Origin of the sequence: Bradyrhizobium sp. WSM1253, from assembly GCF_000244935.1 — a bacterium.
GTDB classification, from domain to species: domain Bacteria; phylum Pseudomonadota; class Alphaproteobacteria; order Rhizobiales; family Xanthobacteraceae; genus Bradyrhizobium; species Bradyrhizobium canariense.
In genome coordinates this window covers 4,783,604-4,809,832 of sequence record NZ_JH600073.1, presented here as the reverse complement: position 1 = coordinate 4,809,832, position 26,229 = coordinate 4,783,604, and the positions used below count along the sequence as shown (strand labels likewise).

Genomic DNA, 26,229 nt, shown 5'->3' with positions numbered 1-26,229 from the left:
CCGAATTGACTTACCCCTTCCACGACCGCGACATTGTCGTCACCGCTTGCGGGCGGCTCTGCCTGCATCGCAAGAAGATCAACATCTCAACCGTGCTGGCCGGTCAGAAGCTCGGCATCAAGGAGGTCGACGAGGGCATTTGGCTCGTCAGCTTCATGCACTACGATCTCGGTTACTTCGATCTGGAGCAGAAAACCTTGCAGCCGCTCGACAACCCGTTCGGCCAGAAGCCCGTCACCGATGTCTCAGTTGCCACCGCAGCGCCCTGAGCGCGACGCGCTCTCGTGCATTCTTGGCATGGCAGGCCCTTTGCTTGCTCCGCTGTCGCGGTCAACCCCCGAAGCCCACAGGGGCGCGGCACGCGCGGGGTTGACGGCGACAGCGCGAGCCAAGCAACAATGGCCAGGCCATGGATGCGTCTCGCCGGAACACAGCAGATCGCTGACCAGCGGCCTCAAACTGGATCGACTTTTGGAGTAAACGACTTTGAAACCCCTCGACAACCCGTTCGGCACGAGGTTGTCACCCATGTCTTAGGTACGACCTGTTACCTATGTCTCCGGTCTGGACACTGGGGCGCTGGTGCCGCAAGAGGGATTCGAACCCCCGACCCCGTCATTACGAATGACGTGCTCTACCAACTGAGCTATTGCGGCGAACCATGCCGGGGCCCGCGCGAGGCCGGTCCCGTTACGCGCGCTCCTGATATCGGGCATGGCCCGAATTGGCAAGGTGGAGCCGGCTCCCAAATGCCGCTCACCCGCCCCAGCGGGACCAGAATCCGCGCCAGCCGCCGGCCTGGGCCTTTGCATGGTCCCTGGGCGTGCCGATTTGTTCCGTAAATTCATCGCTCGGGCCCTCGTCGTCGATCCCGGGATCATCCGGGGCGCGGACGATCGGGATGACGGCGGGAATAGGTGCTTGCGTGGGCTTGCCAAGGTCGGCGCGGGTCCGGAACACCGGCGTCGCGGCTACCGGCGATGATTCGGCGATCTCAGGGGCCGGTTTGACCGGCTCGGCTGGCGTGACGGCCGGCTCTCCCTTTGCCGCTTCGTTGGCAGTTTCCTCGGTGGTTTCCTTGGCGTCCTCCTTGGCTTCAAGAGGCGGCGAATTGTCCTGCGCAGCAGGCACCGGATCCGGCGCCATGACAGCCGGTTCCGCCGGGCTTTCGCTCGGGGCCGCCGTCACCCGCTTCGGCGGCGGAGCCGCCAGCATGGCTTCCTCGAAGGCTGAGGATTCGATCATCGCGCCCCTGTCGGAAGGAAGACTGGCGACCGGCGTTTGCCACTGGAACGCGTCGAGGCGACCGGTGACCGGGGAAACCGGACGCCAGCGATCGCTGACATAACCGTCCGCGGTCCAGGCTGGATCATGGCGGGCGCGCACCGCGCGCAAAGTCCAGGCGCGGGCCCGGCCGCCGTCACCATGCTCCGTGCGCTCGATCTCCGCCATCAGCAGCGCCACGCGCTGGGTCGGATCGTTGACGTAAGGCGCCAGCACCGCGCGCGCACGGGCGAACTCGGACGCATCGATCGCGGCGCGCGCGATCGCCAGCTGGCCCTCGACATAACCAGTCTTGTCGGCAGGAATCTTGGCGGCGAGCGTCTCGACCCGCTGCAAGCGCTGCCGCGCGGAATCGCCGAGCTTCACATGCGCATAGGCATCCGCGAGATCAGGATGCGGATTAGCGAGCCAGGCAGTTTCCACCAGCTTCATGGCGCGGCGCACCTGATGCGCCTCGCTTTCGAATTTTGCAGCGAGCACCGCGGCCGGAACCAGGGTCGGCGCGAGCTTGACCGCCTGCATCACGCTCTCGCGCGCGACGTCGCGGTCCATCGTTTCCAATTCCAGCGCGCGGGCGGCGAGCAGCACGCCGCGTTGGCGGCGATAGGCCTGCTTGTCAATCAGGCCCGCGGACAGATTCGAATCGAGGATCGCGAGCGCGCCGCTCCAGTCACCGCGCGCACAGCGGAAGCCGAGCACCGCCTGCGAGGCCCAAGTCGAGGACGGCGACAGCTTGATCGCTTCCTCGGCGATCATCACGGCGCCGACCGCATCGTCGGCGCGCTGCGCCTCGATGAACAGGCCGCGCAGACCGAGCAGGCGCGTGTCCTCGCGCTCGGCCATGGCACGGAAGACGCGCTGGGCCTCGTCGCGATTGCCCTCGAGCTGCGCGGATTGCGCATGCAGGAGAAGCGCGAGCGGATCGTTTGCGGCCAGCCGCCGCGCGGTATCGGCGTGGCGACGAGCAAGCGCGGTGTCGCCATGGCCGATCGCAAGCAGGCCGTGGGTGATGGCGTGGCGGCCGCGAGCATGGCGCTTTTCGTGACGACGGCGGCGCAGACGCCCCGGAGCGCGCCAGGCCATCGTCAGCAGGCTCCAGACCAGCACGACTGCCGCGGCAAAGAGGCCAAGCAAGAATACGAATCGGGGAAGCGTCGTTGTGGCGCGGAAGGCGCCCGCGGTCAGGACGAGGTCGCCAGGCTGATCGGCGACCCAGGCCGCGCCAGCCGCCGCCAGCGCGATCAGGACGAGGAAGAGGACGATGCGAAGCATGACGATCCCTATACGCGCTGATTGTTGCGCGAACCTTTATTGACCAGGCTTGACGAGATCCGCCATGGCGGCGTCGGCGAATTTGCGTGAGGCTGCGAGCGCGGCGTCACGGGCATCGGCCTTGTCGAGCCAGGCTTGCGCCGGTGCACGATCGGCCTCGGGCAGCGTCTTCAACTCGCGCCGTGCCTCGACGAAATCGTTGCGCAACGCAGCCGCCGTCACCCGCGCGACGATGGCGCCGCGATCGTTGCCGACCCCGTCGGTACGCTCGATGCGGACGAGTTTTGACGCCCCTGCCTGAAGGCGCTCGACGATGCCGGTGCCGCTGGCCGGAGCTTCCGCCGGCGGCGACAATTTTGGCACGATGTTGAGGAGCTCGCGACTCAATGCGACCGGCGTCGGAATGCCTGACGATGCAAAGGTGTCGAGCGGCTTCAGCATATCTGGCTTTGCTGCCAGCGACCGCGCGGCGGCGAGCTGCGACTCGAAGGCATCGCCGTGGCGAACGGCGACGTCGAGCAGGGCCGCCGCCACCACATGGCGCAGCGGCTTGTCGTCCATCGTTTTCGCGTCGGCGATCTTCTCGCTTTGCTGTGCGAGTTCCGCACGTTCGGTCTTGCTGGCACGTTCGAGCTGAGCGAGGCGGTCGTTGAGAGCGGCAAGATCGGGCGCGGCAGCGCGCGGCGCCGATGTCGCGTCGTTCAGGGCGCTCGCAGTCTTGTCGGATTGTGCGCGCAGATTGGCAATCTCGCTGCGCAGGCTCGTTGCGGATTTCTCCAGCGCATCGATCCGCGCCACCATGGCCGGATCGGCGGCAGGCTTGCCCGCCTTGGCTTCGACCGCGGCAATGCGTCCGCTTAGCGCGTCGACGGCTGCGCCCGTCACTTGCGGAGCAGCCGGCGGTGCCTGCACCGCGGGCCAGCCCAGTATCCAGCCGACCGCGATCACAATTGCGGCTGCGACAGCGCCGGAGAACGGCGCGATAACCCAAGGCGAAATCGACGGCGATACCGATGCGGACGCAACGGAAGACTCCTCCGCGGCAGGTTCGGGCTGCGGCTCGGCATTAGCTTCTTCGGACTTGGCTTCTTCAGACTTGTCCTCTTCGGACTTGGCCAGCTCATGCGCGGCCTGTTGGGTCGCTGCCTCAGGCTCGCCCGCCACCTCCTGCGGCTGGGTCGAGACTTCCGTCGCCTCGAGGTCGATGGTGGGCGGGATGCGCTTGGCGCGGCCGGACTCGGGAGCCAATCCTGCGTCTTCAGGCTTGTCGTCGGCCATCGTGACGGTTCCTCACACTTACCTGCCCTGAACGAACGGACCCGATTGCGTCGGATTCGGCCCGACCTCTTACGCCAAACGGGTGCGCAAAGCACGCTCCAAGGTGTCAAATAAGGCATTTTCGTCCGGCGTCGCCGCCACCAGAACCTGCGAGGCACCGGCCTCGCGCAGCACGCCGGCGACGGCCTCGGACAGGCAGCATTGCGGGATCGCCAGAGCCGAGATTTCGACGCCTTCGCCCCGCGCGGCCTCCAGGAAAGCCCGCGCACTGCGCCGGGAGTAGTGCAGCACCGCCCTGATCCCATGGGCGGCAAAGCCCTCACAGACATCGCGCGGCAACAGCTTGACCGGCGCCATGCGATAGGTCGTGTGCGTGACGACGTTGAAGCCTTCGGCGCTCAGCTCGCCTCCGAGGTCGCGCGACAGATCCGCGCCCGCGAGATAGAGCAACGTGCCCTTTTTCTTCAGCCGCTTGTCGCGCGCGCTCTGCATCACCTTGTCGCGCAGGGCAGTACCGTCGCCGCCGGCGACGATCACCTCGGCAAAGCCGGCATCGCGCGCGGCGGCGGCCGTGTGCTCGCCGACGGCAAACAGCGGCAGCTCCAGGAGACCAAGGTCCTGCAATCGCGGCGCGACGGCACGGATCGCATTGGCCGACGTGACGATGACGGCGCTGTAGCTCGTTTCACTCTCGGCATGGAAGGCGACCGGTTCGAACTTGAGCACCGGCGCGAGCAGCACCACATGACCCCGTGCACGCAGATTTTCCGACGTCGCCTCATTGTCGGGATGCGGCCGTGTGACAAGAATGGACATCGCTTGTGTTCCCGAACCACGTGGCGGTGGCGCTTTCACGAGGAACGGCCGCGCGTGACGATTGCGTTGGCCGACCCCGGAATGCTACCGGACGTACCAGAACTCTGCTTTGCGGATGAGCGCAAGGGGGGGTGAGAAGGGCGCAAATTGGATAACAATTCGCCAATGCTGGTACTGGGCATCGAAACCACCTGCGACGAGACCGCCGCGGCGGTGATCGAGCGTGCGCCTGACGGCGCAGGCAAGATCCTGTCGAATATCGTGTGGTCGCAGGTCGAGGAGCATGCCCGTTTCGGCGGCGTGGTACCGGAGATCGCGGCCCGCGCCCATGTCGACCTGCTCGACGGCATCATCGACCGCGCCATGCACGAGGCCGGCATCGACTTCGCCCAGCTCGACGGTGTCGCGGCCGCCGCGGGCCCAGGACTGATCGGTGGTGTCATCGTCGGGCTCACCACCGCGAAGGCGATCGCGATGGTGCACGCCACGCCGCTGGTCGCGGTGAACCATCTGGAGGCGCATGCGCTGACGCCGCGCCTGACCGACGCACTCGAATTTCCCTATTGCCTGTTTCTCGCCTCGGGCGGCCATACCCAGATCGTCGCCGTCACCGGCGTCGGCCAGTATGTGCGGCTCGGCACCACCGTCGACGATGCGATCGGCGAGGCCTTCGACAAGGTCGCGAAGATGCTGGGACTGCCCTATCCGGGCGGACCGCAGGTCGAGCGCGCGGCGAAGAGCGGCGATCCCGCGCGATTTGCGTTTCCGCGGCCGTTGCAGGGACGCCCCGACGCCAACTTCTCGCTATCGGGATTGAAGACGGCGGTGCGCAACGAAGCAAGCCGGTTGGCCGAGATCACACCGCAGGACGTCAACGATCTCTGCGCGAGCTTCCAGGCTGCCGTGCTCGATTCCACCGCCGACCGGTTGAGCGTAGGTCTCAAACTTTTCCGCGAGCAGTTCGGCGCACCGCGCGCGCTTGTGGCGGCCGGCGGCGTCGCCGCCAATCAGGCGATCCGCGACGCGCTGCATGACGTTGCGAGGAAAGCCGGAACACAATTGATCATGCCGCCGCCGGCGCTCTGCACCGACAATGGTGCAATGATCGCTTGGGCCGGCGCCGAACGTCTCGCACTCGGCATGACCGACACGATGGAAGCACAGCCTCGCGCGCGCTGGCTGCTCGATGCGAACGCGACGGCACCGGCCGGATACGGCAAGACGCGCGCGGGATTCTAGCAATGACAGCGTTCCAATCGATTGCGGTGATTGGAGCCGGCGCCTGGGGCACGGCGCTGGCGATGGTGGCGGCTCGGGCCGGACGGAACGTGACGCTGTGGGCGCGCAATCCCGAGCACGCGACGCGAATCGCATTGAGCCGCGACAATCCGCGGCTGCCGGGCGTGCGGCTTGCTCCGGATATCGTCGTGACGAGCGATCTGGCCCTCGCCGCGCAGGCGGACATGCTGCTGATCGCGGTGCCCGCGCAGCATCTGCGCGGTGCTGTCAACATGCTCGCCTTGCACCTGGAAAAGCCGGTGCCGATCATTGCCTGCGCCAAGGGCATCGAGCACGGCACCCATAAATTCATGACCGACGTGATCGCCGAGGCCGCGTCCCACGCGCAGCCGGCGATCCTGTCGGGCCCGAGCTTTGCCGACGATGTCGCGCGTGGTCTGCCGACCGCGGTCACGCTGGCGGCGAGGGACGAAGCGCTGGCCAACAGCCTGGTGCAGGCGCTGGGCTCGACGACCTTCCGGCCCTATCACTCCACCGATGTCCGCGGCGTCGAGATCGGCGGCGCCGCCAAGAACGTGCTGGCGATCGCGGTCGGCATCGCGGTCGGGCGCAAGCTCGGCGCTTCCGCCCAGGCCGCCCTCACCACCCGCGCCTTTGCCGAGCTGACACGCCTCGGCCGCGCGCTCGGCGCACGCAGCGAAACACTCACGGGCTTGTCTGGCCTCGGCGATCTGATCCTGACCTGCTCGAGCCCACAATCGCGCAATTTCGCGCTCGGCCTGGCGCTTGGCCGCGGCGATCAGCCGCCCGCCGGCAAGCTTGCCGAAGGCGAATTCACCGCGCCGGTCCTGATCGAGCTCGCGGCTTCGCAAAACATCGAAATGCCAGTATCGGAAGCCGTCGCATCGATCCTGACCGGCAGAAGCACGATCGACGCCGCGATCTCGGGGCTCATGACGCGACCTTTCAAGGCAGAGGAATGAACATGGCGTACTGGCTGGTGAAATCCGAACCATCGGTGTGGTCCTGGGACCAGCAGGTGGCGAAGGGCGCCAAGGGCGAGGCCTGGACCGGCGTGCGCAATTACACCGCGCGCCAGAACCTCGTCGCAATGAAAAAGGGCGACAAGGCGTTCTTCTATCATTCCAACGAGGGCAAGGAGATCGTCGGCATCGCGGAGATCGTCAAGGAAGCCTACCCCGATCCGACCGACAAGACCGAGAAATTCGTCTGCGTCGACATCAAGGCCGACAAGCCGTTGAAGATTCCGGTGACGATGGCGGCGATCAAGGCCGAGAAGAAGCTCGCCGACATGGCGCTGGTGAAATATTCGCGCCTCTCGGTGCAGCCGGTGACGGCCGAGGAATGGAAGCTCGTCTGCAAGATGGGTGGGATGTAGGCTTAGGCACTGTAGCCCGGATGAGCGAAGCGATATCCGGGACTACTGCTGCGATCCCGCATGTCGCTACGCTCATGCGGGCTACGATATCGGAGTTCGCGTCTCCGGCAGCGCAAACACCTCGCATGGCGCGGCAATGCCGCGCAGCGAATGTGATCCGAGCGCGATCAGAGGCATGTCCGTCTCGGCGGCGAGCGCGCCCGACGCCAGCACGGTTCTGCCGAGCGGCTTGCACAATCCTTCGAGCCGGCTGGCGAGATTGACGGCGGGGCCGATCGCCGTGAAATCGAGCCGGTTGGCGGCGCCGATATTACCCCACAGCATTTCGCCGAGATGCAGCGCCGCCCCGAACGCGAGTGGCGGCACACCTTGGGCACGGCGCTCCGCGTTGAGATACGCCATCCCGGCTTCGGCTGCGCTCGCGGCACGCAGAGCTGCATCGCACGCTTGGCGCGGTGACGCCCCGACCACCGGAAAGATCGCGAGCACGCCGTCGCCGATGAATTTCAGCACCTCGCCGCCGAAGGCGTGAACCGCGCCGGCGATGCGATCGAACCATGCATCGAGCGCCGCGATGACGTCGGGAGGCGGATTGGTTTCCGACAGGAGCGTGAAGTTGCGCAGATCGGCATAGAGCAGCGCGGCCTGTATAGTCTCGCCGAGATCGCGCCGCAGGGGTGCCGCCAGCACCCGCTCCGCGCTGCGCTTGCCGAGATAAGCATCCAACGTCGCGCGCAACGTGGCACGCGCGGCAAGCACCGCAAGGGGCGTCGCGGCGAAACGCGCGGCCTGGCGCAATTGCTCGGTCTCGTCTGCGGTGAACGGACGCGGCCCGATCCAGCCGAGCAACGGCCCGTCAGGCCGTCCGACCAAATGTTCGTGCACCTCACCGTCCGCGATGTCGCGCAGCCAGCGGCGGCCGGCATCGTTGGGCGGGTCGGGCGCGAGGCCGCCTGGTGCGAAGCCGAGCGCTTCGATCACCCGGCCGTTCTCCGCGCGCCACAACCAGGTCCGCTTCGCGATCAGCGGATGCGGCACCTCGAGCGTCAGGCTGCCTGCCGCAAGCGGCACGCCGTCGGCGACCAGATGTGCGCCGAGGTCCGCGAGCAGGCGGTCGGCCCCGGCGCTATCGGCGGCGGCGTCGACAAGCCAGGCGAGCGTCGGAGAGAGGTGCATGGCCCGATCATGACGATGCCAGGCCGTCTTTGTCACGGGCAATCCTTGACGGGCCGCTCGCGCGCCGCCATGTCCCAGTGTCAGCCCAGGGATGATCGCGGATGACCGAACCGTTCATAGTGCGACGCGAGACCCAGATTGCCGCCCCACGTGCCACCGTTTTCGCTTACCTGACCGACCCCGAGAAGATTTTGAGCTGGATGGGTTCCGACGCGACCACGGAGCCGCATCCCGGCGGGCTATATCTGCTCAAAGGCATCGGCCCTCGCGGTGGCGTCGCCCGCGGCGCGTTCCGCGAAGTCGTGCCGGTGCATCGTCTTGCCTACACGTTCGGATGGGAGGGCGGCCAGGAAGTGCCGCCCGGCTCGAGCCTGATCGAGATCGACCTGATCGAACGCGACGGCGGCACATTGCTGTGCATGACCCATAGCGGGCTGCCGACCGAGGAACAGGCTGCCGCCCACGCGACGGGATGGGCGCATTATCTGGGACGGCTCACGGCGGCAGCCGCGGGCGGCGATCCCGGTCCCGACAACGGCGTTTCCAACAAGGCGTAACGACGCCGAGGTCAGACCGCCGCGGTCGCCACCACCTGCTGTAAAAGCTGCTCGCGCCTGGCCTGCGAGCGCTGGCCCTTCATGGTCGCGGCGAAGCGTTCGAGGATGCCGTCTTCGAACGCGGTGACGATGGTGTCGTGAACATAGCTCTTGCGGCAGATCGCCGGCGTGTTGGAGAGCTGATCGGCGGCGCCGCGGATTGCCTCCAGCACCTGCTTCTTGCGGCCACGCTGGCTGGTCGCCGGCGTGATCCGCGACAGCGATTCCACCACAACCGCAGAGGCCATCAGCGTGCGGAAATCCTTCAGCGAGATCTTGATGCCGGCGATCTCGCGCAGAAACGCGTTCACCTGTGTGGTGCTGACCGCACGCACGATGCCGTAGGGATCGCGATACTGGAACATGCGCTTGCCGGGAACGCCCTGCAAAATGCCGATGGCGCGCACGAGCTTGGCGGCGTCGCACTCCTTGCGCACGGCCTTGCCGCCCTTCGCCTTGAAGGTCAGCACGAAGCTGTCGTCTTCCAGCGAGACGTTGGACTTCAGCAGCGTGGTGGCTCCGCGGGGGCCGTTGAGACGGGCATAGGATTCGTTGCCGGGGCGGATCGCGGTGCGCGCGATCAGTTCGATGACGGCCGAGAGCGCGAACTCGCGGGTCGGCTCGTCGCCCGACAGGAACGCCGAGACCTTGCGCCGGATCTTGGGCAGCGCGCCGACGAGTTTTTCAAGGCGATGCGCCTTGCGTTGCTCGCGGACCTTCTCCCAATCGGCGTGATAGCGATATTGCAGCCGGCCCGCGGCATCGCGTCCCACCGCCTGGAGATGCGTGCTTGGATCGGCCGAGTAGCGCACCTCGCGATAGGCCGGCGGCACCGCCATGGAATGCAGCCGCCGAATGGTGCGGGGATCGCGGATGTGGACGCCGTTGTGCCGCACGAAGGAATAGCCCTTGCCGCGCCTGATGCGGCGGATGGTCAGCTCGTTCTGGTCGCCGAGCCGCAGGCCCAGTTCCTTGGCGAGGGCCTCGACCGTCGCCGCAGGCGCCGCGTCGAACACTTTTTTTGGGCTGGGACGGCCGGAACCGGCCGGTTTCGGCCATTGTCCGAGGGCTTTGGCCAGCGCAATGGCTGCAGGATCGGCTGAAGCGGGCCGTATCGTCCCGAGATTCTGCTGATCCATCATAGTCTTATGCCTTAGCCCTGTCTGTTATCGGTCAATGCCGCTGTTCTGATTTTCGTTCCAAGGGGTCTCGTTGGACCCGGGTTGGCCATTTAGGGTGTTCCGAACCGCATTGCGAGTCCCGAATCAGTGAGAGACGGTTTCTAAATACCTCTGCTGGGTGCATGGCGCTCTGCGCGGGCCCATTCCGACGATCTGGATAAAGACCCGAAAGCCGCCCGTTGCCCTGTTTCAAAACTGCGACAGTCGCAAGAAGCGGCTTGATCCTCCGCATGGCAGGCTGCTCGCCGAAGGTCCAGCTTGTGCACCTTGTCGGGTCCGGTTAGCCCGACGCATAATCGGTTCAACGATCAAGTCGGCTCGCCAGTGGTCTGTGCTCGGCTTGCCGTATCTGGAGGGAAACATGTCCGAGAAGATCTACGACGTCCCCGCGGAATGGGCGAAGCGCGCCTGGGTCGACCAGGCCAAATACAAGGACATGTACGCCCGCTCGATCTCGGACCCGAACGGTTTCTGGGCGGAGCAGGCCAAGCGCATCGACTGGATGCACGCTCCGACCAAGATCGAGAACGTCTCCTTCGCGCCCGGCAACATCTCCATCAAATGGTTCGAGGACGGCGTTCTCAACGTCGCCCATAATTGCATCGACCGGCATCTCCACAGCCGCGCCAACCAGACCGCGATCATCTGGGAAGGCGACGATCCCTCACAATCCCGGCACATCACTTACAAGGAGCTGCACGACGAGGTCTGCCGGATGGCCAACATCCTGCGCACCCGGAACGTCAAGAAGGGCGACCGTGTCACCATCTACCTGCCGATGATTCCGGAGGCGGCCTACGCGATGCTGGCCTGCGCGCGGATCGGCGCGATTCACTCCGTGGTGTTCGCCGGCTTCTCGCCCGACAGCCTCGCCCAGCGCATCAACGACTGCCAGTCCAAGGTGATCATCACCGCGGATGAGGGCCTGCGCGGCGGCAAGAAGGTGCCGCTGAAGGCCAACGTCGACGCGGCGCTCGCCAAGGCAGACGGCGTCGACTGGGTGGTCGTGGTCAAGCGCACCGGCGGCGCGGTCGAAATGAATCCCTCGCGCGACCTCTGGTACCACGACGCCGCCAAGATGGTGACGACGGAATGCCCGGTCGAGCACATGCACGCCGAGGATCCGCTGTTCATCCTCTACACCTCGGGCTCGACAGGCCAGCCCAAGGGCGTGCTGCACACCTCCGCGGGCTATCTCGTGTTCGCCGCGATGACGCATCAATACGTCTTCGACTATCACGACGGCGATATCTACTGGTGCACCGCGGACGTCGGCTGGGTCACCGGCCACAGCTACATTCTGTACGGACCGCTCGCCAACGGGGCGACCACGCTGATGTTCGAAGGCGTGCCGAATTACCCGGATAATTCGCGATTCTGGAACGTCATCGACAAGCACAAGGTCAACATCTTCTACACCGCGCCAACCGCGATCCGCGCGCTGATGCAGAGCGGCGACGCGCCCGTGAAGAAGACCTCGCGCGCCAGCCTGCGCCTGCTCGGCTCGGTCGGCGAGCCGATCAATCCGGAAGCCTGGGAGTGGTATCACCGCGTCGTCGGCGACAACCGCTGCCCGATCGTCGATACCTGGTGGCAGACCGAGACCGGCGGCATTTTGATCACGCCGCTGCCCGGCGCCACGAAGCTCAAGCCGGGCTCGGCGACGCAGCCATTCTTCGGCGTGATGCCCGAGATCGTCGATGCCGACGGCAACGTGCTGGACGGCGAGACATCAGGCAATCTGTGCCTGACGCGGTCATGGCCGGGCCAGATGCGCACGGTCTATGGCGACCACGCCCGCTTCGAGCAGACTTATTTCTCGACCTACAAGGGCAAGTATTTCACCGGCGACGGCTGCCGACGCGATGCCGACGGTTATTACTGGATCACCGGCCGCGTCGACGACGTCATCAACGTCTCCGGCCACCGCATGGGTACCGCCGAAGTCGAAAGCGCACTGGTCGCGCATGAGAAGGTGTCGGAGGCCGCCGTGGTCGGCTTCCCGCATGACATCAAGGGCCAGGGCATCTACGCCTATGTGACCCTGATGGCCGGCATCGAGCCGACCGAGGATCTGCGCAAGGAGCTCGTCACCTGGGTGCGCAAGGAGATCGGCCCGATCGCTTCGCCCGACCAGATTCAGTTTGCACCGGGTCTGCCAAAAACGCGCTCCGGCAAGATCATGCGCCGCATCCTGCGCAAGATCGCCGAGGACGAGCCGGGCAGCCTGGGCGACACCTCGACCCTGGCCGATCCCGGCGTGGTCGACGACCTCGTCAAGAACCGGCAGAACAAGAAGTCGGCGTAAAGGCGGTCTCGTGCCCCGGACGCAGCGCAGCGCTCGTTAGCGGTGCGCTGCAGAGCCGGGGCCCATGCAACAGCAGACTCTGAGGCTTTCTGGGTCCCGGCCTTCCGTCGCACCGCTTCGCGCTTCGCCGCGTCCGGGACACGAGACCCATCCCCGCGTTAGCGCTCCCCCGAACAACGGTCGTTCACCTCCTCACGCACTTGTCAGGCCGCGCCCCGGCGGCCGGGCATCTTTCCCGCCGAGTGTTGTTTTCAGGTCATTTACTTTGTTTCGAACATTTCCTTTGTTCCCCCTGCTGGCTGGCCCTTGGCGGCCGTGCGTGGAAACCATCCGGTTAACAAGCGCGGTTAAGAATGTCCCCTGACAAGGACTTGCAACAAGGACTTGGCGAGCCAGCGATTGCCGGTTTTGCGTAATTTTGGACGGTCCGTTCGGGGCAGGGGGAAAATCGATGTCGATGAGGATTGCTGTGGCGCTGGCCGCCACCGTCGGGGCTGGGGTCTTGATGTCGACGGCGGCGCAGGCGCGGCCGGAAATGGTGGGGACGCACCTGGCCGACTATTCGCCGGGCACCATCGTGGTCAAAACCAACGAGCGTCGGCTCTATCTCGTCCTCGATAACGGCCACGCCGTGCGCTACCCGGTCGGCGTCGGCAAGTCCGGCAAGCAGTGGGCCGGCACCACCCGCATCGACGGCAAGTACCGCAATCCGGCCTGGTCGCCGCCTGCCGAAGTGAAGCGCGACAAGCCGAGCATCCCGGACGTTATCCCGGGCGGCTCACCGCGCAATCCGATGGGCGTCGCGGCGATGACGCTGTCCGGTGGTGAATATGCCATTCACGGTACCAACGTGCCGGGCTCGATCGGCGGCTTCGTCTCCTATGGCTGCATCCGCATGCTCAACGACGACATCACCGATCTCTACAGCCGCGTCTCGGTCGGCACCACGGTGGTCGTGACGCGCTGATCGCCGGCATCGGGGTGAGACGGCAAGAGCCGCGTCTTTCGACGCGGCTTTTTTGTCACCAGAAGCGCCAACTCCGCGCGCACCAGCCGTCGCGATGGCCGCCATTGTAGCTCCGCGCGTAGCCGCCGGCGAGCAACGCCGCCGAGACATTGGCCGTACGTTTCGTCGCGACGTCAGCGAGAACGCGTCCGTATTTGTCAGGTCCGAGATTGGTAATCGTCACGCCACCTTGCCCGAGCAGATCGCGCAATGCGCGGGCCGCGGCTTCGGCCTTGTCCAGTTCCTCCTGGCAGGAGGCTTTCATCTCGGGTGCATCGATGCCGCGCAGGCGAACGCGCGCGACGAGGTCGCGGCCACCCTGCTGATGCACGCGCGCGAGAAAGGTGTCGCCGTCGATGGTGCGGATGACGTCGACGGGCTGGCGAGCATCGGCATTGCCAGATTGCTCGAGGATGATCTCGGCTTCCTGCGACCGGCCGTCGGCGCCATGCGGAACGGGCCAGTTCGGCCCATGCCGGAAGGTGAGCACGATCGCCACCACGACGCCGACCACGAACATCCACGGCAACAGCCCCGAGAAACGGCGACCGAAAGGCGAGCCGCCGAACTGCGGCCGATAGGCATTGGGACGATCCTGGAAACGCATCATTGCAGGCTAGGGCTGAGTCGGGGAAGCCGGCAAGGCACCTTCAAGACACCATCGGATGCCGACTTGGTGGTCCGTCGCCTGATCGTGGTCGCGGAAGTCCGGAACGTTGCTCCGTAGAATCGCACCTATGCGCGCCACGCTGTTCCGAGCACTCTCCAATCGATACCTCCTGTAGTTGTACGGAGTTTGATCTTCAGCCGTTGTTTAGTATTAAGGCCGAGTACTCGGTATGCGTGTGGGGGAGCGGTAAGCATGGCATCGTTCAAGTTTCGCATCGGTACAAAGCTCGGATTGACCGCGAGCGCGGGGGTCCTTCTCGTCGGTGGCATGCTTGCCAACCAGCTCGTCCGCAACGAGCAGATCGCGGATCTGAGCCGGCTGGTGGTCATCAACACCGCCAACAAGGCCAATGCCCAAGGGGCCGAGCTCGCAGTGACCCGGGCACGCCTCGCCATAGCGGAAATCGGATCCGCATCCTCAGCCGAGGGTCTCGGCAAACATCTCGAAACGTTGCGCGGCTCCATCGCCGCTGCCACAACCGAAATGGACGCCGCATTAGAGCGGTCCAGGCGCGCCGAAGCCAAAGAGCTCTGCCGCGAGGTCAAGATCCTGCTCGAGGCCTCTCTGAAGGCCGGCAACGATCTTGGCGAGGCACGTCGCACCGCCGTCACCGAATTCGCCGCAGCAAACCAGATCGAAGAGGCCTGGAACAAGGCTATCGAGAAACTGCTGGCGTCGTCCGCACTCGTCGCATCGCAGAACCACCTCAACGTCGAGGTCGCGTTGCGCGAAGCCGACGCCTTGTTCAAGGCGGTCAGCGCGGCCGATTGGCATTTCACGGCGACCGGCGACGTCGCGCAGAAGGACCATATCGCCGGACGGGCCGACGCCATGATCCGCGTTCTCAAGCAGGTTCGTCAGTCCGCCGGCGACAAGGATATCGCTGATGGAATCGACGCGCTCGCCGGGCTCGCGGGGCGCTACAAGGCGGCAACCGGCACAGTCATGAAGGCGGAGGAAGCGAAGAGGCGCATTTTCGACGAGCGGGTGCTTCCGGCCGCCAGGGAAATCACGACGCGTGTCGACAAGCTGGTCGCCGCCAACAATGAGTTTATGGCTCTGCGGCAGACCCAGCTCGTCACCGCGCTGGAGCAGGCCACCCAAGTCAGCCTGATCGTCGGCGTCCTCGTGATCCTGGTCCTGGCCGGCTCGGCGCTATTTTCGGTGCTGAGCATCGCCCGGCCCATCCGCCGCATCGGCGACGTGCTGCTGCAGCTCGCCGGAGGCAACAAGGCCGTCGAGATTCCCTACACCTCCCGCGGCGACGAAGTCGGCGACAATGCCCGTGCGGCAAGCACGTTCAAGGACAATCTGATCCGCATCGAGCAGATGGAGGCCGAGCAGAAGGATCAGGAGGCCGCAGCGACCGCCCGACGCAAGAACGAGATGATCAAGCTCGCCGACGCATTCGAAGCCGCGGTCGGCGGCATCGTGAACTCGGTTTCAACCGCTTCGCAACAACTCGAATCCGCCGCCGGCACGCTGTCGGGAACGGCCGAAGAGACCGAGCAGCTTTCCGGAATGGTGGCCGCCGCTTCAGAGGAAGCATCCGCCAACGTCGGAGCCGTAGCATCCGCTGCCGAGGAAATGAGCGCATCGGTCGTCGAGATTGGCCGTCAGGTCCATGATTCCAGCCGCATCGCCGGCGAGGCGGTGCAGCAGGCCGAGCGCACCGACGCCCGGATCAATGAATTGCTCAAGGCCGCAGGCCGGATCGGCGACGTCGTCAAATTGATCACTGCGATTGCGGAGCAGACCAACCTTCTGGCGCTCAATGCGACCATCGAGGCCGCACGCGCCGGCGAGTCCGGCCGTGGGTTTGCCGTGGTGGCCAGCGAGGTCAAGGCACTCGCGGCCCAGACCGCGCGTGCCACCGACGAGATCGGCGCACAGATTGCCGGCATGCAGACCGCGACGCAAGATTCCGTCGGCGCCATCAAGGAGATCGGTACGACCATCTCCAAGATTTCGGACATCTCGACCACCATTGCTGCCACCATCGAGGAGCAGGGGGCTGCAACCGCCGAGATCGCACGCAACGTCAGCGAAGCCGCCAAGGGAACGGTCGAGGTCGCTGACAAGATCGCCCAGGTCAGTCACGGCGCCAGCGCCACCGGTTCGGCGTCGACGCAGGTGCTCGCATCCGCGCGCTCGCTCTCGACCGAGAGCGGTCGCCTCAAGGACGAGGTCGCAAAGTTCCTTGACACGGTGCGGGCCGCCTGAGGCGCCGCAAATCATGCGGCCGACCTGAGGCCGGCCGCACGCCACTTTCCGACCCGTCCATCAATCAACGGCTTTGGGAGGCCCCCACGCCGAGCCCCCGCTCGCGCCTGGGTCAAACATGGCAAATGGGGGATTGAGCGATGATCATCAGCATTGTCGGCGGCGGCGCAACCGGCATCACGATCCTGCGTCATCTGGCGGAGCTCGCCACATCGGGACGAGACCACCACGCGATCAGCGGAATTCAGCTCTTCGATAAATCCGGCTTCGATGGTGGGACGGCCTATCGCACGCAGAGCGATCGCCACCTGCTCAACATGAAGGCGTCGACGATGTCGATCCGTCCGGGCGATCCGGAGGAGTTTCTGCGCTGGCTTCGGGTCCGCGGTCTCAGCTGCCACGGCAACAAGCATCTGCCGCGGATGGTCTACAGGGACTATCTCGACGCAGTGCGACTGGCCGCGATCGCTCAATGCCGCAGCGCCGGTCTGTCCGTCCATGTCGAAGATGCCGAAATCGTCCGCATGCGGCTCTCGCCGGATCGCGATGTCTTGCTGACGACCGACCGCAACATCACGCATATCTCGTCTTTGCTGGTCCTCTGCACCGGTCACAACGCGCCCGACGATCACTACGGTCTCACAGGAATCCCGAACTATCTCCGCGATCCCTATGCGCAATTCACCTTCGCGGATCGCGACGGCTTCGAGATCGGTATCCTCGGAAGCGGGCTCAGCGCGGTCGACACTGCAACGGCGCTGGCCAAGACCCACCAAGCCGTCAGGATGACTTGCCTCTCCAGAAGCGGCCTGTTTCCCACGGTGCAGCCGGCGACTGTTCCCGCAACCACGAACGACTTCCGCGACGCGCTGCCCCTATCTGGAATCGGTGGAATTCATTGGCAGCACCTTGCGGTGCCCGGTGGTCTCCAGCAGCAGTTCGGACAGACGGCGTGGCGCAGATTGTCGCCGTCGAGCAGCGCGGCGTGGCGTCCGAGTTCGCCGGCACAGAGCTCAGAAGTCGGAAGCGATGCCCTTGCGCTCCCAATCGCCATAGCGGGTCGGTTCGGGTCCTTTTGGCCCCTGCAACTCCTTTGGCGTCGCCTGGCCGTCGTTTTTGGCTCGGACTGCCGCAGCCTGCCGGCGCGCTTCGGCCTCGGCCAGCGCACGCTGGGCGGCCGGTGTGAGCTGCTTGCGGTCGGAAACGGGAGGCTGGTCACTCATCGTCGGCTTTCTAGCGCGGGACGGCCCGCGACGCGACGCCCAATAACGCATTCCTGAAATGGCTCCGAAAGGGCTGAAAAACCCGGAAGCGATTCTTACATTTGGCATATTCGCGTGCCAGAGATCGCCTTCTCAAGGCATGCGCCCATTACGGCGAACTGCCGCTCGCTCAGAACCTTGTTTCCGCATGCCTTCTCAACGTTTCGCTCCTCCATCCGAAGTGCCCGGTCTCGCGGCGCGGCGGATTGCCGCCGACATCGTCGACGGCGTGCTGCAAAAGCACCGCACGCTTGACGAGCAGCTCGACGGCAGCGGCGCCCATCCCGGACTGAAGACGCTCCCCGATCGCGACCGCGCGCTGATGCGCCGCCTGGTCGCCACCGTGCTGCGCCGGCTCGGCACGCTCGGCCATGTGCTGTCCCGCTTGCTCGACAAGGGCATTCCCTCCGACGCGCCGCGCGCGCAGAGCGCGCTGTTGATCGGCGCTGCCCAGATCCTTTGGATGGATGTGCCCGATCACGCGGCCGTCGATCTCTCCGTTCGCCTCGTGCAATCCGACCGGCGCGCCGCGCGCTATGCCGGCCTCGTCAACGCCGTGCTGCGCCGCTGCGCCCGCGAGGGCAAGGCGCTGGTGGACGAGGTTGCGGCGCAGTCGCTGGACCTGCCGCCCTGGATGGTCGCGCGCTGGAGCGCGCATTACGGCGAGACGGTCGCAAGGGACATGGCGCTCGCGCTCAGCCACGATCCTTCGCTGGATCTGACCGTGAAGTCGGACGCCGCGCAATGGGCGAGCCGCTTACATGGCGAAGTGCTGCCAACGGGATCGGTGCGTACGGTGCTGCACGGCGCGGTGACCATGCTTCCCGGCTTCGCCGAAGGACAATGGTGGGTGCAGGACGCCGCCGCTGCGCTGCCGGCCCGGCTGTTCGGCGACATCAAGGGCAAATCCATCGCCGATCTCTGCGCCGCTCCCGGCGGCAAGACCGCGCAGCTGGCGCAGGCCGGTGCGCATGTCACGGCCATCGACCGCTCGCCTGCCCGGGTGGCGCGGCTGCGTGAGAATCTGACGCGGTTGTCGCTCCAGGCCGAGACTGTCGTCGCCGACGCCGCGGAATGGGTGGGTCCGGCCGATGGCTTCGACGGCATCCTGATCGATGCGCCCTGCACCTCGACCGGGACGATCCGCCGCCACCCTGATGTCTCCTGGCTCCGTCAGGAATCCGACATCGCAGCAATGACCGTGCTCCAGCGGAGGCTGCTGCAAAACTCGGTCCCGCTGCTCAAGCCCGGCGGGACGCTGGTGTACTGTACCTGCTCGCTGGAACCCGAAGAGGGCGAGCATGCGGTCGCCGCGCTGCTGGCCGCAGAGCCTGGGCTTCGCCGGGTCCCGATCGATGCGTCCGAGGTGTCGGGGCTCAGCGAGATCGTCACCGCCGAGGGCGATTTGCGCACTCTGCCCAGCCATCTGCCGAACGCCGATCCCAAGCTCGGCGGGCTCGACGGATTTTTCGCGGCCCGGCTCGTTAAATCCTGATTTTGCACTGGATTTTGCAACCACGGCGCTGATTCGCGTCGTTCAAGGTGGTGTCGGCCGTCCGATTTTGGGATTAATAAGGATTCGTCGGAATCCTCTCCCCATCAAGGCAAGGCGTGTCGGTCGCTCAACGCAGACGTATCTCGACGCTGGTGATGAACCGCTTCGCGCGGAACATGCTCGCGCGCGCGAGCGGCGGTTCCGTCGCCCTGTCGCGGGTCTGGCCCGGCCGCGCCGACCGGCTGATCATCGCGCCGCATGATCTGCGCACCGCGGATGCGACCCGCGCCGCCGAGATCTATGCCGGCCGCTTCGTCTTCGCCGGCAAGATCGTCAACTGCCACGGTCGATCGATCTTCGATCTCGAGCCGCCCTCGGAGGATTGGGAGGTCGCGCTGCTCGGCTTCGGCTGGCTGCGCCATTTGCGCGCCGCCGACACCGCGCTGACGCGCGCGAATGCGCGCTCGCTGATCGAAGACTGGATCGCCAACCCTGCCAGCAAGCGCCGTCCCGTCGCGCGACGCGCCGACGTGCTGGCGCGGCGCGTGATCTCCCTGCTGTCGCAGGCACCGCTGGTGCTGAACGATACCGACAACAAATTCTACCGCCGTTATCTGCGCGCGCTGGCGCGCGAAATCCGCTTGCTGCGCTACACCATGGTCAACATCCCCGACGGAGTGCCGAAGCTCCAGGTGCTGATCGCGCTGTGCTATGCGGCGCTGTGCCTCGCCAACCAGGCAAGTCACATCCGCAGCACCTCGAAAAAGCTCTCCGATGAATTGCAGCGGCAGATCCTGCCCGACGGCGGGCATGTCTCGCGCAACCCGGGCGCGCTGATCGAGCTGTTGATCGACCTGTTGCCGCTGCGGCAGACCTTTGCCGCGCGCAATATCGCGCCGCCGCCCGCGCTGCTCAACGCGATCGACCGCATGATGCCGATGCTGCGCTTCTTCCGCCACGGCGACGGCAATTTCGCGCTGTTCAACGGCATGAGCGCGACGCCCTCGGACCTGCTCGCGACGCTGCTTGCCTATGACGACACCCACGGCGCGCCGATGTCGAACATGCCGCATACGGGTTTCCAGCGCCTCGATGCCGGCCAGACCACGCTGATTATCGACACTGGCCCGCCGCCGGCAGCCAGCGTCAGCCACGACGCCCATGCCGGCTGCCTGTCGTTCGAACTGTCCTCCGGCATCAGCCGCATCGTCACCAATTGCGGCATGCCGGCCACGGGCCGCGACAATTGGCGGCCGTTCGCACGCGGCACGGCGGCGCATTCGACGCTGACCTACCACGACACCTCGTCATGCCAGTTCGTGGAGATGTCGGCGATGAAGCGGCTCTTGCACGGTGCTCCGGTCACCAGCGGCCCCGTCGAGGTCGAGAGCTATCGCGAAATCGTGCAGAACGGCACGCTGCTGACGACGTCGCATGACGGTTACCTGACAAAATTCGGCGCGATCCACCGCCGCGTGCTGATGATCGCCAATGACGGCGCGCGCATCGACGGCGAGGACACGCTGTCGCCGCCGCAAGGCGGACGATTCAAGGGTCCGGATGCCGATTTCGCGCTGCGATTCCATCTGCACCCGGCGGTGAAGGCGAGCCGGCTGTCCGATGCCCGCGGCGTCATGCTGGTGCTACCGAACCGCGACGTCTGGACCTTCGAGGCGCTCGACGACAAGGTGGAGCTGGAGGACAGCGTATCCCTGGCCGGCAATGACGGCCCGCGCCGCACCGCGCAGATCGTGATCCGCCAGGATGCGCGGCAGGCGCCCTCGATCCGCTGGAGTTTTGTCCGCTCCAGCGCCTCGCCGGCAGTCACGAATGCCCGCAGAAATGCGCGGCGGGAGCCGGAACTTCCGCTGTAGACGCATGTGATTCGGCCCGATCTGAACGTTGTGAAAGCGATCGAAAACTGCTATCGAGCCCTCGCTCGCGCGACTGGCGACCTTGGATGGAGCACCATCGGGAAGCGCGGGACTGAGAAGCCGCGCGCCTGGGCATAGACACTCCTTCAGACAGAGGATCTTGCTCATGACTGACCATCCCCGCCGCGTCACCCGCGCCCTTCTCTCCGTTTCCGACAAGACCGGCCTGATCGACTTCGCAAAGGCGCTTGCCGCGCACGATGTCGAACTGATCTCGACCGGCGGCACCGCAAAGGCGATCGCCGCGGCCGGCCTTGAGGTGAAGGACGTCTCCGAGCTGACCGGCTTCCCCGAGATGATGGATGGCCGCGTCAAGACGCTGCATCCGAAGGTGCATGGCGGCCTGCTCGCGATCCGCGACAACAAGGACCATGCGGATGCGATGACGGCGCATGGCATCGCGCCGATCGATCTCCTCGTCGTCAATCTCTATCCGTTCGAGGCGACCGTCGACAAAGGCGCGGGCTTCGAGGATTGCATCGAGAACATCGATATCGGCGGCCCCGCGATGATCCGCGCCGCCGCGAAGAACCATGACGACGTCGCCGTCGTGGTCGAGGCGCAGGACTACCAGGCCGTTCTCGACGAGCTCGCCGCCAACAAAGGCGCAACCACGCTGAAGTTGCGCCGGCGCCTTGCTGCCAAGGCGTACGCGCGCACTGCTGCATATGACGCCGCGATCTCGAACTGGTTCAACCGCCAGCTCGAGATCGACGCGCCCGATTTCCGTGCCTTCGGCGGCCGGCTGATCCAGTCGCTGCGTTATGGCGAGAATCCGCACCAGACCGCGGCGTTCTATGCGACCCCCGACAAGCGGCCGGGCGTCTCGACCGCGCGGCAGCTCCAGGGCAAGGAGCTCTCGTACAACAACATCAACGACACCGATGCGGCCTATGAATGCATCGGCGAGTTCGACGCCAAGCGCACCGCGGCCTGCGTCATCGTCAAGCATGCCAATCCCTGCGGCGTCGCGGAGGGCTCCGACCTCGTCAGCGCCTACCGCAAGGCGCTGGCCTGCGATTCCACCTCGGCCTTCGGCGGCATCATCGCGATGAACCGCGCACTCGATGCCGACACCGCGCGCGAGATCACGAAAATCTTCACCGAGGTGATCATCGCGCCCGACGCAAGCGAGGAAGCGATCGCCATCATCGGCGCGCGCAAGAACCTTCGGCTTCTGCTCGCCGGCAGCCTGCCCGATCCGCGCGCGTCCGGCCTCACCGCCAAGACGGTGGCGGGCGGTCTCCTCGTGCAGAGTCGCGACAACGCCGTGGTCGACGACATGACCTTCAAGGTTGTCACGAAGCGCGCGCCCACTGATGCCGAGATGCGCGACCTGAAGTTTGCGTTTCGGGTGGCGAAGCACGTCAAGTCCAACACCATCATCTACGCCAAGGATCTCGCCACCGTCGGCATCGGTGCCGGCCAGATGAGCCGGGTCGATTCAGCGCGGATCGCGGCACGCAAGGCCCAGGATGCGGCCGCCGAGCTGAAGCTCGCCGAGCCGCTCACCAAGGGCTCGGTGGTGGCGTCGGATGCGTTCTTCCCGTTCGCCGACGGCATGCTGGCCTGCATCGAAGCCGGCGCCACCGCCGTGGTGCAGCCCGGCGGCTCCATGCGCGACGACGAGGTCATCAAGGCTGCCGACGAGCATGGCATCGCCATGGTGTTCACGGGCACGCGCCACTTCAGGCATTGATTGAATGGCGGTAGCCCGGATGGAGCGAAAGCGAAATCCGGGTTCTCGCCTCACGGAGAGACCTTCCCGGATTGCGCTTCGCTCCATCCGGGCTACGAAGCTACTCCCGCACCCGCATCAACAGCGCCAGCCCCGCAACGAAGAACACCACCAGCACGGCCATGCCGGCCTTTTGGCTCGCCGTCACCGCGGTGATCACGCCGATCAGCAGCGGGCCGATGAAGGACGTCACTTTCCCAGTCAGCGCGAACAGACCGAAATACTGCGCGATGCGGTCCTTCGGTGCGAGACGGATCAGGAGCGTGCGTGAGGCGGCTTGCAGCGGACCGCCGGCTGCACCGATCAGGCAGCCCAGCACCAGATAAGCGCGCTCTGACGCAGCGGCGAACAATGCACCGCCGGGCGTGGGCGGCGCGACCTTGATGAAGAAGATCGAATCCTTGTCGACCAGCAGGATCGCCGCCAGCGCCAGCAGCAGGACCAGCATGCTGCCGGCGATCACGCGCTTCGGCCCGAAGCGATCGTCCAGCTTGCCGCCGAACCACGCGCCAAACGCGCCGGCGATCGCGAGCATGATGCCGAAGGTGCCGATCTGGATCGTGTGCCAGCCGAACGTGCCGGCAGCATAGATGCCGCCGAAGGCAAACAGCGACACCAGACCGTCGGTGTAGATCATGTTGGCGAGTAGAAACGCCGCAAGCGATTTCTGCTGCGGCAGACCTTTGATCGATTGCTTCAGCTCCGACAAGCCTTCGTGCAGCGCCTCGCGCACCGGGCGCTTCGCCGGATAGTCCGGCGTGAACAGGAACATCGGCGTCACGAAAATGATGAACCAAAGCCCGGTCAACGGTCCGGCGGCGCGGTCGCCTTGATGGCTGACGGGATCGAGCCCGAACAGAGGCGTGAGCCCGAGCAGCGTGCGACCGGTCTCGGGATTCGCGGCGAGCAGGCCGAGCACGATGATCAGGCTGACGATGCCGCCGACATAGCCCGTCGCCCAGCCGGTGCCGGAAAGCCGGCCGATGCGCTCCGGCGGCACCAGCGTCGGCATCATCGCATTGTTGAAGAGGGTGGCGAATTCCGCGCCGACGCTGGCGAGCGCGACCGCGGTGAGCAGCGGCGGAACGATCGAGGGATCGCCGGGCTTCCCGATCCACAGCGTGCAGGATGCCAGCACCAGCACTGCGCCAAATCCCGCGATCCATGGCTTCCTGCGGCCTGAAGCATCGGCGATAGCCCCCAACACCGGCGACATCAACGCGATCGCGAGGCCCGCGGCAGCCATCGCAAAGCCCCACAGCGATTGCCCGGTGGCGGGATTCGGCGCAATGCCGGTGGCGAAATAGGGCGCGAACACGAAGGTCGTGATCAGCGTGAAATAAGGCTGCGCGGCCCAGTCGAAGAAGATCCAGCTGACGACGGCGCTACGCGGCGGATAGGTCCGCTGCGCGCCCGCGATGCGCGCATCCGGGGCGATCGTCGTCACTCCATAATCCTCATCACGAACAGTTTTGCCTCTGTCTGGGCAAACCGTATAGCATTGCAGCGCTGCATGTGAACTGCCCATGGCCTTTGCGGAAGTTTGATGATGTCGTCTTTTTCGACACGGCGGACATTTTTCGCCTTCCTTGCCACTCTGGCGTTCGGACTTCCGGCCGCGACCGCGCAGGATGCGCGGCGGGCCTATGTACCGCCCGCGCTCGACACGGTGCATGCCGTTCCCGCTGAGCACGGCATGGTGGTGGCGCAGGAGAAAATCTCTGCGCTGGTCGGCGCCGACATCCTGCGGCGCGGCGGCAATGCCGTCGACGCCGCGGTCGCGACCGGCTTTGCGATGGCCGTGACCTATCCACGCGCCGGCAATATCGGCGGCGGCGGCTTCATGGTGATTCATTCCACTGAGCGCAACGAAGACATCACGATCGATTATCGCGAGACCGCGCCGGCTGCGACCACGCCCCAGATCTTCCTCGGTGCCGACGGCAAGCCCGATGCGGCGAAGTCGCGGGATTCCGCGCTCGGCGTCGGCGTGCCCGGCACTGTTGCGGGTCTTGCGCTGGCGCTGGAAAAATATGGCTCGGGCCGGTTCACGCTGGCGCAACTGCTCGAGCCCGCAATGGCGCTCGCCCGCGATGGCTTCCTCGTCGGCGACGACATCGCCGACACGCTGCCGGGCTGGCACAAGCGGCTGGTGCGCTGGCCCTCCTCGGCCAGGATCTTCTCGCGGCCCGATGGCACGCCACTCAGTGAAGGCGACCGGCTGGTGCAGAGCGACCTCGCCGAAACGCTGTCGGCTGTCGCCGCACAGGGCCCGCGCGGTTTCTATGAGGGGCCGGTCGCGGAGAAACTCGCCAAGGCCGTGGCCGACGCGGGCGGCATCATGACGCCGGCCGATTTGAAATCCTATCAGGCGGTGATCCGCGCCCCGGTGCGCGGCACCTATCGCGGCTATGACATCGTGTCGATGCCCTTGCCGTCGTCGGGCGGCGTGGTGCTGGTGGAGACGCTTAATATCCTCGAAGGTTTTCAGCTCGCCGATCTTAAACAGGGATCGCCGGCTTCGCTGCATCTGCTGATCGAGGCCATGAAGCGCGGTTATGCGGACCGGGCGCGCTATCTCGGCGATCCCGCCTTCGTCAACGCACCGATCGGGACGCTCACCGCCAAAGATTACGCCGCTAAACTGCGGGCAACCATCTCCGCCGATCGCGCCACGCCGTCGAAACAGCTCGTTTCCACCGCGACCTCACCGCACGAGGGCAGCAACACCACGCATTTTTCCGTCGTCGACGGCAGCGGCAACGCAGTCAGCAACACTTATACGCTGAACTTCAGTTACGGCGTCGGCCTCGTCGCCGACGGCACCGGCGTGCTGCTCAACAACGAGCTTGACGATTTCACAGCGGCGGTTGGCGCTTCCAATGCCTACGGCCTTGTCGGCTACGAGGCCAATTTGCCCGGGCCGGGCAAGCGGCCGCTGTCCTCGATGTCGCCGACCATCGTCCTGAAGGACGGCAAGCCGGTTCTGGTGACGGGCTCGCCCGGCGGCAGCCGCATCATCTCGACCGTGCTCCAGGTGATCGTCAACGTGCTCGATTACAAGATGGACGTGGCGGCCGCCGTGGTCGCACCGCGGCTGCACCACCAATGGCTGCCCGACGAGGTCCGGATCGAGAGCGGCTTTTCCGACAATGTGCTGCTCGAGCTGAAGGCGATGGATCATCTCATCGTCACGCCGATGGGGCAGACATCGGCGAATTCGATTGCGGTGACCGCCAACGGTCCGCTCGGCGCGCCCGATCCGCGTAGCCGGGGTGCGGAAGCAGCGGGGCAGTAACCCTGTCGTTGCATGGCGCGAAGGCCGGCGGCCGGCTTGCGCAGGCCGCCGCGC

General features: G+C 65.7%; 19 protein-coding genes, 1 tRNA gene, 2 pseudogenes and 1 riboswitch. Of the genes and pseudogenes, 13 read left to right on the top strand and 9 right to left on the bottom strand.

Features of this window, described 5'->3' with window-relative positions; translation table 11 throughout:
- A pseudogene (locus BRA1253DRAFT_RS43695) lies at window positions 1-269 on the top strand (IS481 family transposase); the annotation flags it as partial.
- 311 nt (window positions 270-580) lie between these two features.
- On the opposite strand, the gene BRA1253DRAFT_RS24195 reads toward BRA1253DRAFT_RS43695, so the two are convergent.
- The 4 genes from BRA1253DRAFT_RS24195 to BRA1253DRAFT_RS24180 form a co-directional block, all read right to left on the bottom strand.
- Window positions 581-656: transfer RNA gene (locus BRA1253DRAFT_RS24195), tRNA-Thr, on the bottom strand.
- 100 nt (window positions 657-756) lie between these two features.
- The gene (locus BRA1253DRAFT_RS24190; protein WP_007598691.1) at window positions 757-2,556 is read right to left on the bottom strand and encodes a heme biosynthesis protein HemY; all 1,800 of its coding nucleotides are present in this window, start codon (window positions 2,554-2,556) and stop codon (window positions 757-759) included.
- A gap of 36 nt (window positions 2,557-2,592) precedes the next feature.
- Window positions 2,593-3,834 (bottom strand): COG4223 family protein, encoded by a 1,242-nt coding sequence (locus tag BRA1253DRAFT_RS24185; protein ID WP_007598690.1) that lies wholly within the window; start codon window positions 3,832-3,834, stop codon window positions 2,593-2,595.
- 69 nt (window positions 3,835-3,903) lie between these two features.
- Window positions 3,904-4,650, bottom strand: coding sequence for a uroporphyrinogen-III synthase (locus tag BRA1253DRAFT_RS24180; RefSeq protein WP_007598689.1), 747 nt, complete (start codon window positions 4,648-4,650; stop codon window positions 3,904-3,906).
- A 165-nt stretch (window positions 4,651-4,815) separates the two neighbouring features.
- On the opposite strand from BRA1253DRAFT_RS24180, the gene tsaD reads away from it, so the two are divergent.
- Genes tsaD through BRA1253DRAFT_RS24165 form a run of 3 tightly spaced genes read left to right on the top strand, consistent with a single transcriptional unit; the run spans window position 4,816 to window position 7,288 of the window.
- On the top strand, window positions 4,816-5,889 hold the full coding sequence (tsaD, locus tag BRA1253DRAFT_RS24175; protein WP_007598688.1) for a tRNA (adenosine(37)-N6)-threonylcarbamoyltransferase complex transferase subunit TsaD: 1,074 nt from the start codon (window positions 4,816-4,818) through the stop codon (window positions 5,887-5,889).
- Between the two features lie 2 nt (window positions 5,890-5,891).
- The gene (locus BRA1253DRAFT_RS24170; RefSeq protein WP_007598687.1) at window positions 5,892-6,872 is read left to right on the top strand and encodes an NAD(P)H-dependent glycerol-3-phosphate dehydrogenase; all 981 of its coding nucleotides are present in this window, start codon (window positions 5,892-5,894) and stop codon (window positions 6,870-6,872) included.
- 2 nt (window positions 6,873-6,874) lie between these two features.
- The gene (locus BRA1253DRAFT_RS24165) at window positions 6,875-7,288 is read left to right on the top strand and encodes an EVE domain-containing protein (RefSeq protein WP_007598686.1); all 414 of its coding nucleotides are present in this window, start codon (window positions 6,875-6,877) and stop codon (window positions 7,286-7,288) included.
- 81 nt (window positions 7,289-7,369) lie between these two features.
- On the opposite strand, the gene BRA1253DRAFT_RS24160 is transcribed toward BRA1253DRAFT_RS24165, so the two are convergent.
- A complete protein-coding gene (locus BRA1253DRAFT_RS24160; RefSeq protein ID WP_007598685.1) occupies window positions 7,370-8,464 on the bottom strand; it encodes an adenylate/guanylate cyclase domain-containing protein in 1,095 nt (364 codons plus the stop codon).
- A 101-nt stretch (window positions 8,465-8,565) separates the two neighbouring features.
- Here BRA1253DRAFT_RS24160 and BRA1253DRAFT_RS24155 point away from each other — a divergent pair, with 101 nt between their 5' ends.
- Window positions 8,566-9,021: an SRPBCC domain-containing protein gene (locus BRA1253DRAFT_RS24155; RefSeq protein ID WP_007598683.1), complete on the top strand. Its 456-nt coding sequence runs from the start codon at window positions 8,566-8,568 to the stop codon at window positions 9,019-9,021.
- 11 nt (window positions 9,022-9,032) lie between these two features.
- Here BRA1253DRAFT_RS24155 and BRA1253DRAFT_RS24150 read toward each other — a convergent pair whose 3' ends face one another.
- Entirely contained in the window at window positions 9,033-10,202 is a 1,170-nt protein-coding gene (locus tag BRA1253DRAFT_RS24150) for a DNA topoisomerase IB (protein ID WP_007598681.1), read from the bottom strand.
- 400 nt (window positions 10,203-10,602) lie between these two features.
- Between BRA1253DRAFT_RS24150 and acs the strand changes: the two genes are divergently transcribed.
- On the top strand, window positions 10,603-12,549 hold the full coding sequence (gene acs, locus BRA1253DRAFT_RS24145; protein ID WP_007598679.1) for an acetate--CoA ligase: 1,947 nt from the start codon (window positions 10,603-10,605) through the stop codon (window positions 12,547-12,549).
- Window positions 12,550-13,000: 451 nt separating this feature from the next.
- The gene (locus tag BRA1253DRAFT_RS24140; RefSeq protein WP_007598677.1) at window positions 13,001-13,516 is read left to right on the top strand and encodes a L,D-transpeptidase; all 516 of its coding nucleotides are present in this window, start codon (window positions 13,001-13,003) and stop codon (window positions 13,514-13,516) included.
- 55 nt (window positions 13,517-13,571) lie between these two features.
- Here BRA1253DRAFT_RS24140 and BRA1253DRAFT_RS24135 read toward each other — a convergent pair whose 3' ends face one another.
- Window positions 13,572-14,165, bottom strand: a complete 594-nt coding sequence (locus BRA1253DRAFT_RS24135) for a thermonuclease family protein (RefSeq protein WP_007598675.1) — start codon at window positions 14,163-14,165, stop codon at window positions 13,572-13,574.
- A gap of 252 nt (window positions 14,166-14,417) precedes the next feature.
- Between BRA1253DRAFT_RS24135 and BRA1253DRAFT_RS24130 the strand changes: the two genes are divergently transcribed.
- The gene (locus BRA1253DRAFT_RS24130; protein ID WP_007598674.1) at window positions 14,418-16,448 is read left to right on the top strand and encodes a methyl-accepting chemotaxis protein; all 2,031 of its coding nucleotides are present in this window, start codon (window positions 14,418-14,420) and stop codon (window positions 16,446-16,448) included.
- Between the two features lie 140 nt (window positions 16,449-16,588).
- Window positions 16,589-17,050 (top strand): annotated as a pseudogene (locus BRA1253DRAFT_RS45340) (FAD/NAD(P)-binding protein); the annotation flags it as partial.
- A gap of 411 nt (window positions 17,051-17,461) precedes the next feature.
- Here BRA1253DRAFT_RS45340 and BRA1253DRAFT_RS42935 read toward each other — a convergent pair.
- Complete coding sequence (locus BRA1253DRAFT_RS42935; RefSeq protein ID WP_088941367.1) at window positions 17,462-17,671, bottom strand: DUF1674 domain-containing protein; 210 nt, start codon at window positions 17,669-17,671, stop codon at window positions 17,462-17,464.
- A gap of 187 nt (window positions 17,672-17,858) precedes the next feature.
- Between BRA1253DRAFT_RS42935 and BRA1253DRAFT_RS24120 the strand changes: the two genes are divergently transcribed.
- The 3 genes from BRA1253DRAFT_RS24120 (at window position 17,859) to purH (ending at window position 22,838) form a co-directional block, all read left to right on the top strand.
- Window positions 17,859-19,205 (top strand): RsmB/NOP family class I SAM-dependent RNA methyltransferase, encoded by a 1,347-nt coding sequence (locus tag BRA1253DRAFT_RS24120; protein WP_007598672.1) that lies wholly within the window; start codon window positions 17,859-17,861, stop codon window positions 19,203-19,205.
- A 155-nt stretch (window positions 19,206-19,360) separates the two neighbouring features.
- The gene (locus tag BRA1253DRAFT_RS24115; protein WP_007598671.1) at window positions 19,361-21,079 is read left to right on the top strand and encodes a heparinase II/III family protein; all 1,719 of its coding nucleotides are present in this window, start codon (window positions 19,361-19,363) and stop codon (window positions 21,077-21,079) included.
- A 59-nt stretch (window positions 21,080-21,138) separates the two neighbouring features.
- Window positions 21,139-21,220: riboswitch (ZMP/ZTP riboswitch) on the top strand.
- Window positions 21,221-21,245: 25 nt separating this feature from the next.
- Entirely contained in the window at window positions 21,246-22,838 is a 1,593-nt protein-coding gene (gene purH / locus BRA1253DRAFT_RS24110) for a bifunctional phosphoribosylaminoimidazolecarboxamide formyltransferase/IMP cyclohydrolase (protein ID WP_007598670.1), read from the top strand.
- Window positions 22,839-22,938: 100 nt separating this feature from the next.
- Here purH and BRA1253DRAFT_RS24105 read toward each other — a convergent pair whose 3' ends face one another.
- Window positions 22,939-24,324, bottom strand: coding sequence for an MFS transporter (locus tag BRA1253DRAFT_RS24105; protein ID WP_007598669.1), 1,386 nt, complete (start codon window positions 24,322-24,324; stop codon window positions 22,939-22,941).
- A 99-nt stretch (window positions 24,325-24,423) separates the two neighbouring features.
- On the opposite strand from BRA1253DRAFT_RS24105, the gene ggt reads away from it, so the two are divergent.
- Window positions 24,424-26,175, top strand: coding sequence for a gamma-glutamyltransferase (ggt, locus tag BRA1253DRAFT_RS24100; protein WP_035993882.1), 1,752 nt, complete (start codon window positions 24,424-24,426; stop codon window positions 26,173-26,175).
- Window positions 26,176-26,229 lie beyond the last annotated feature (54 nt).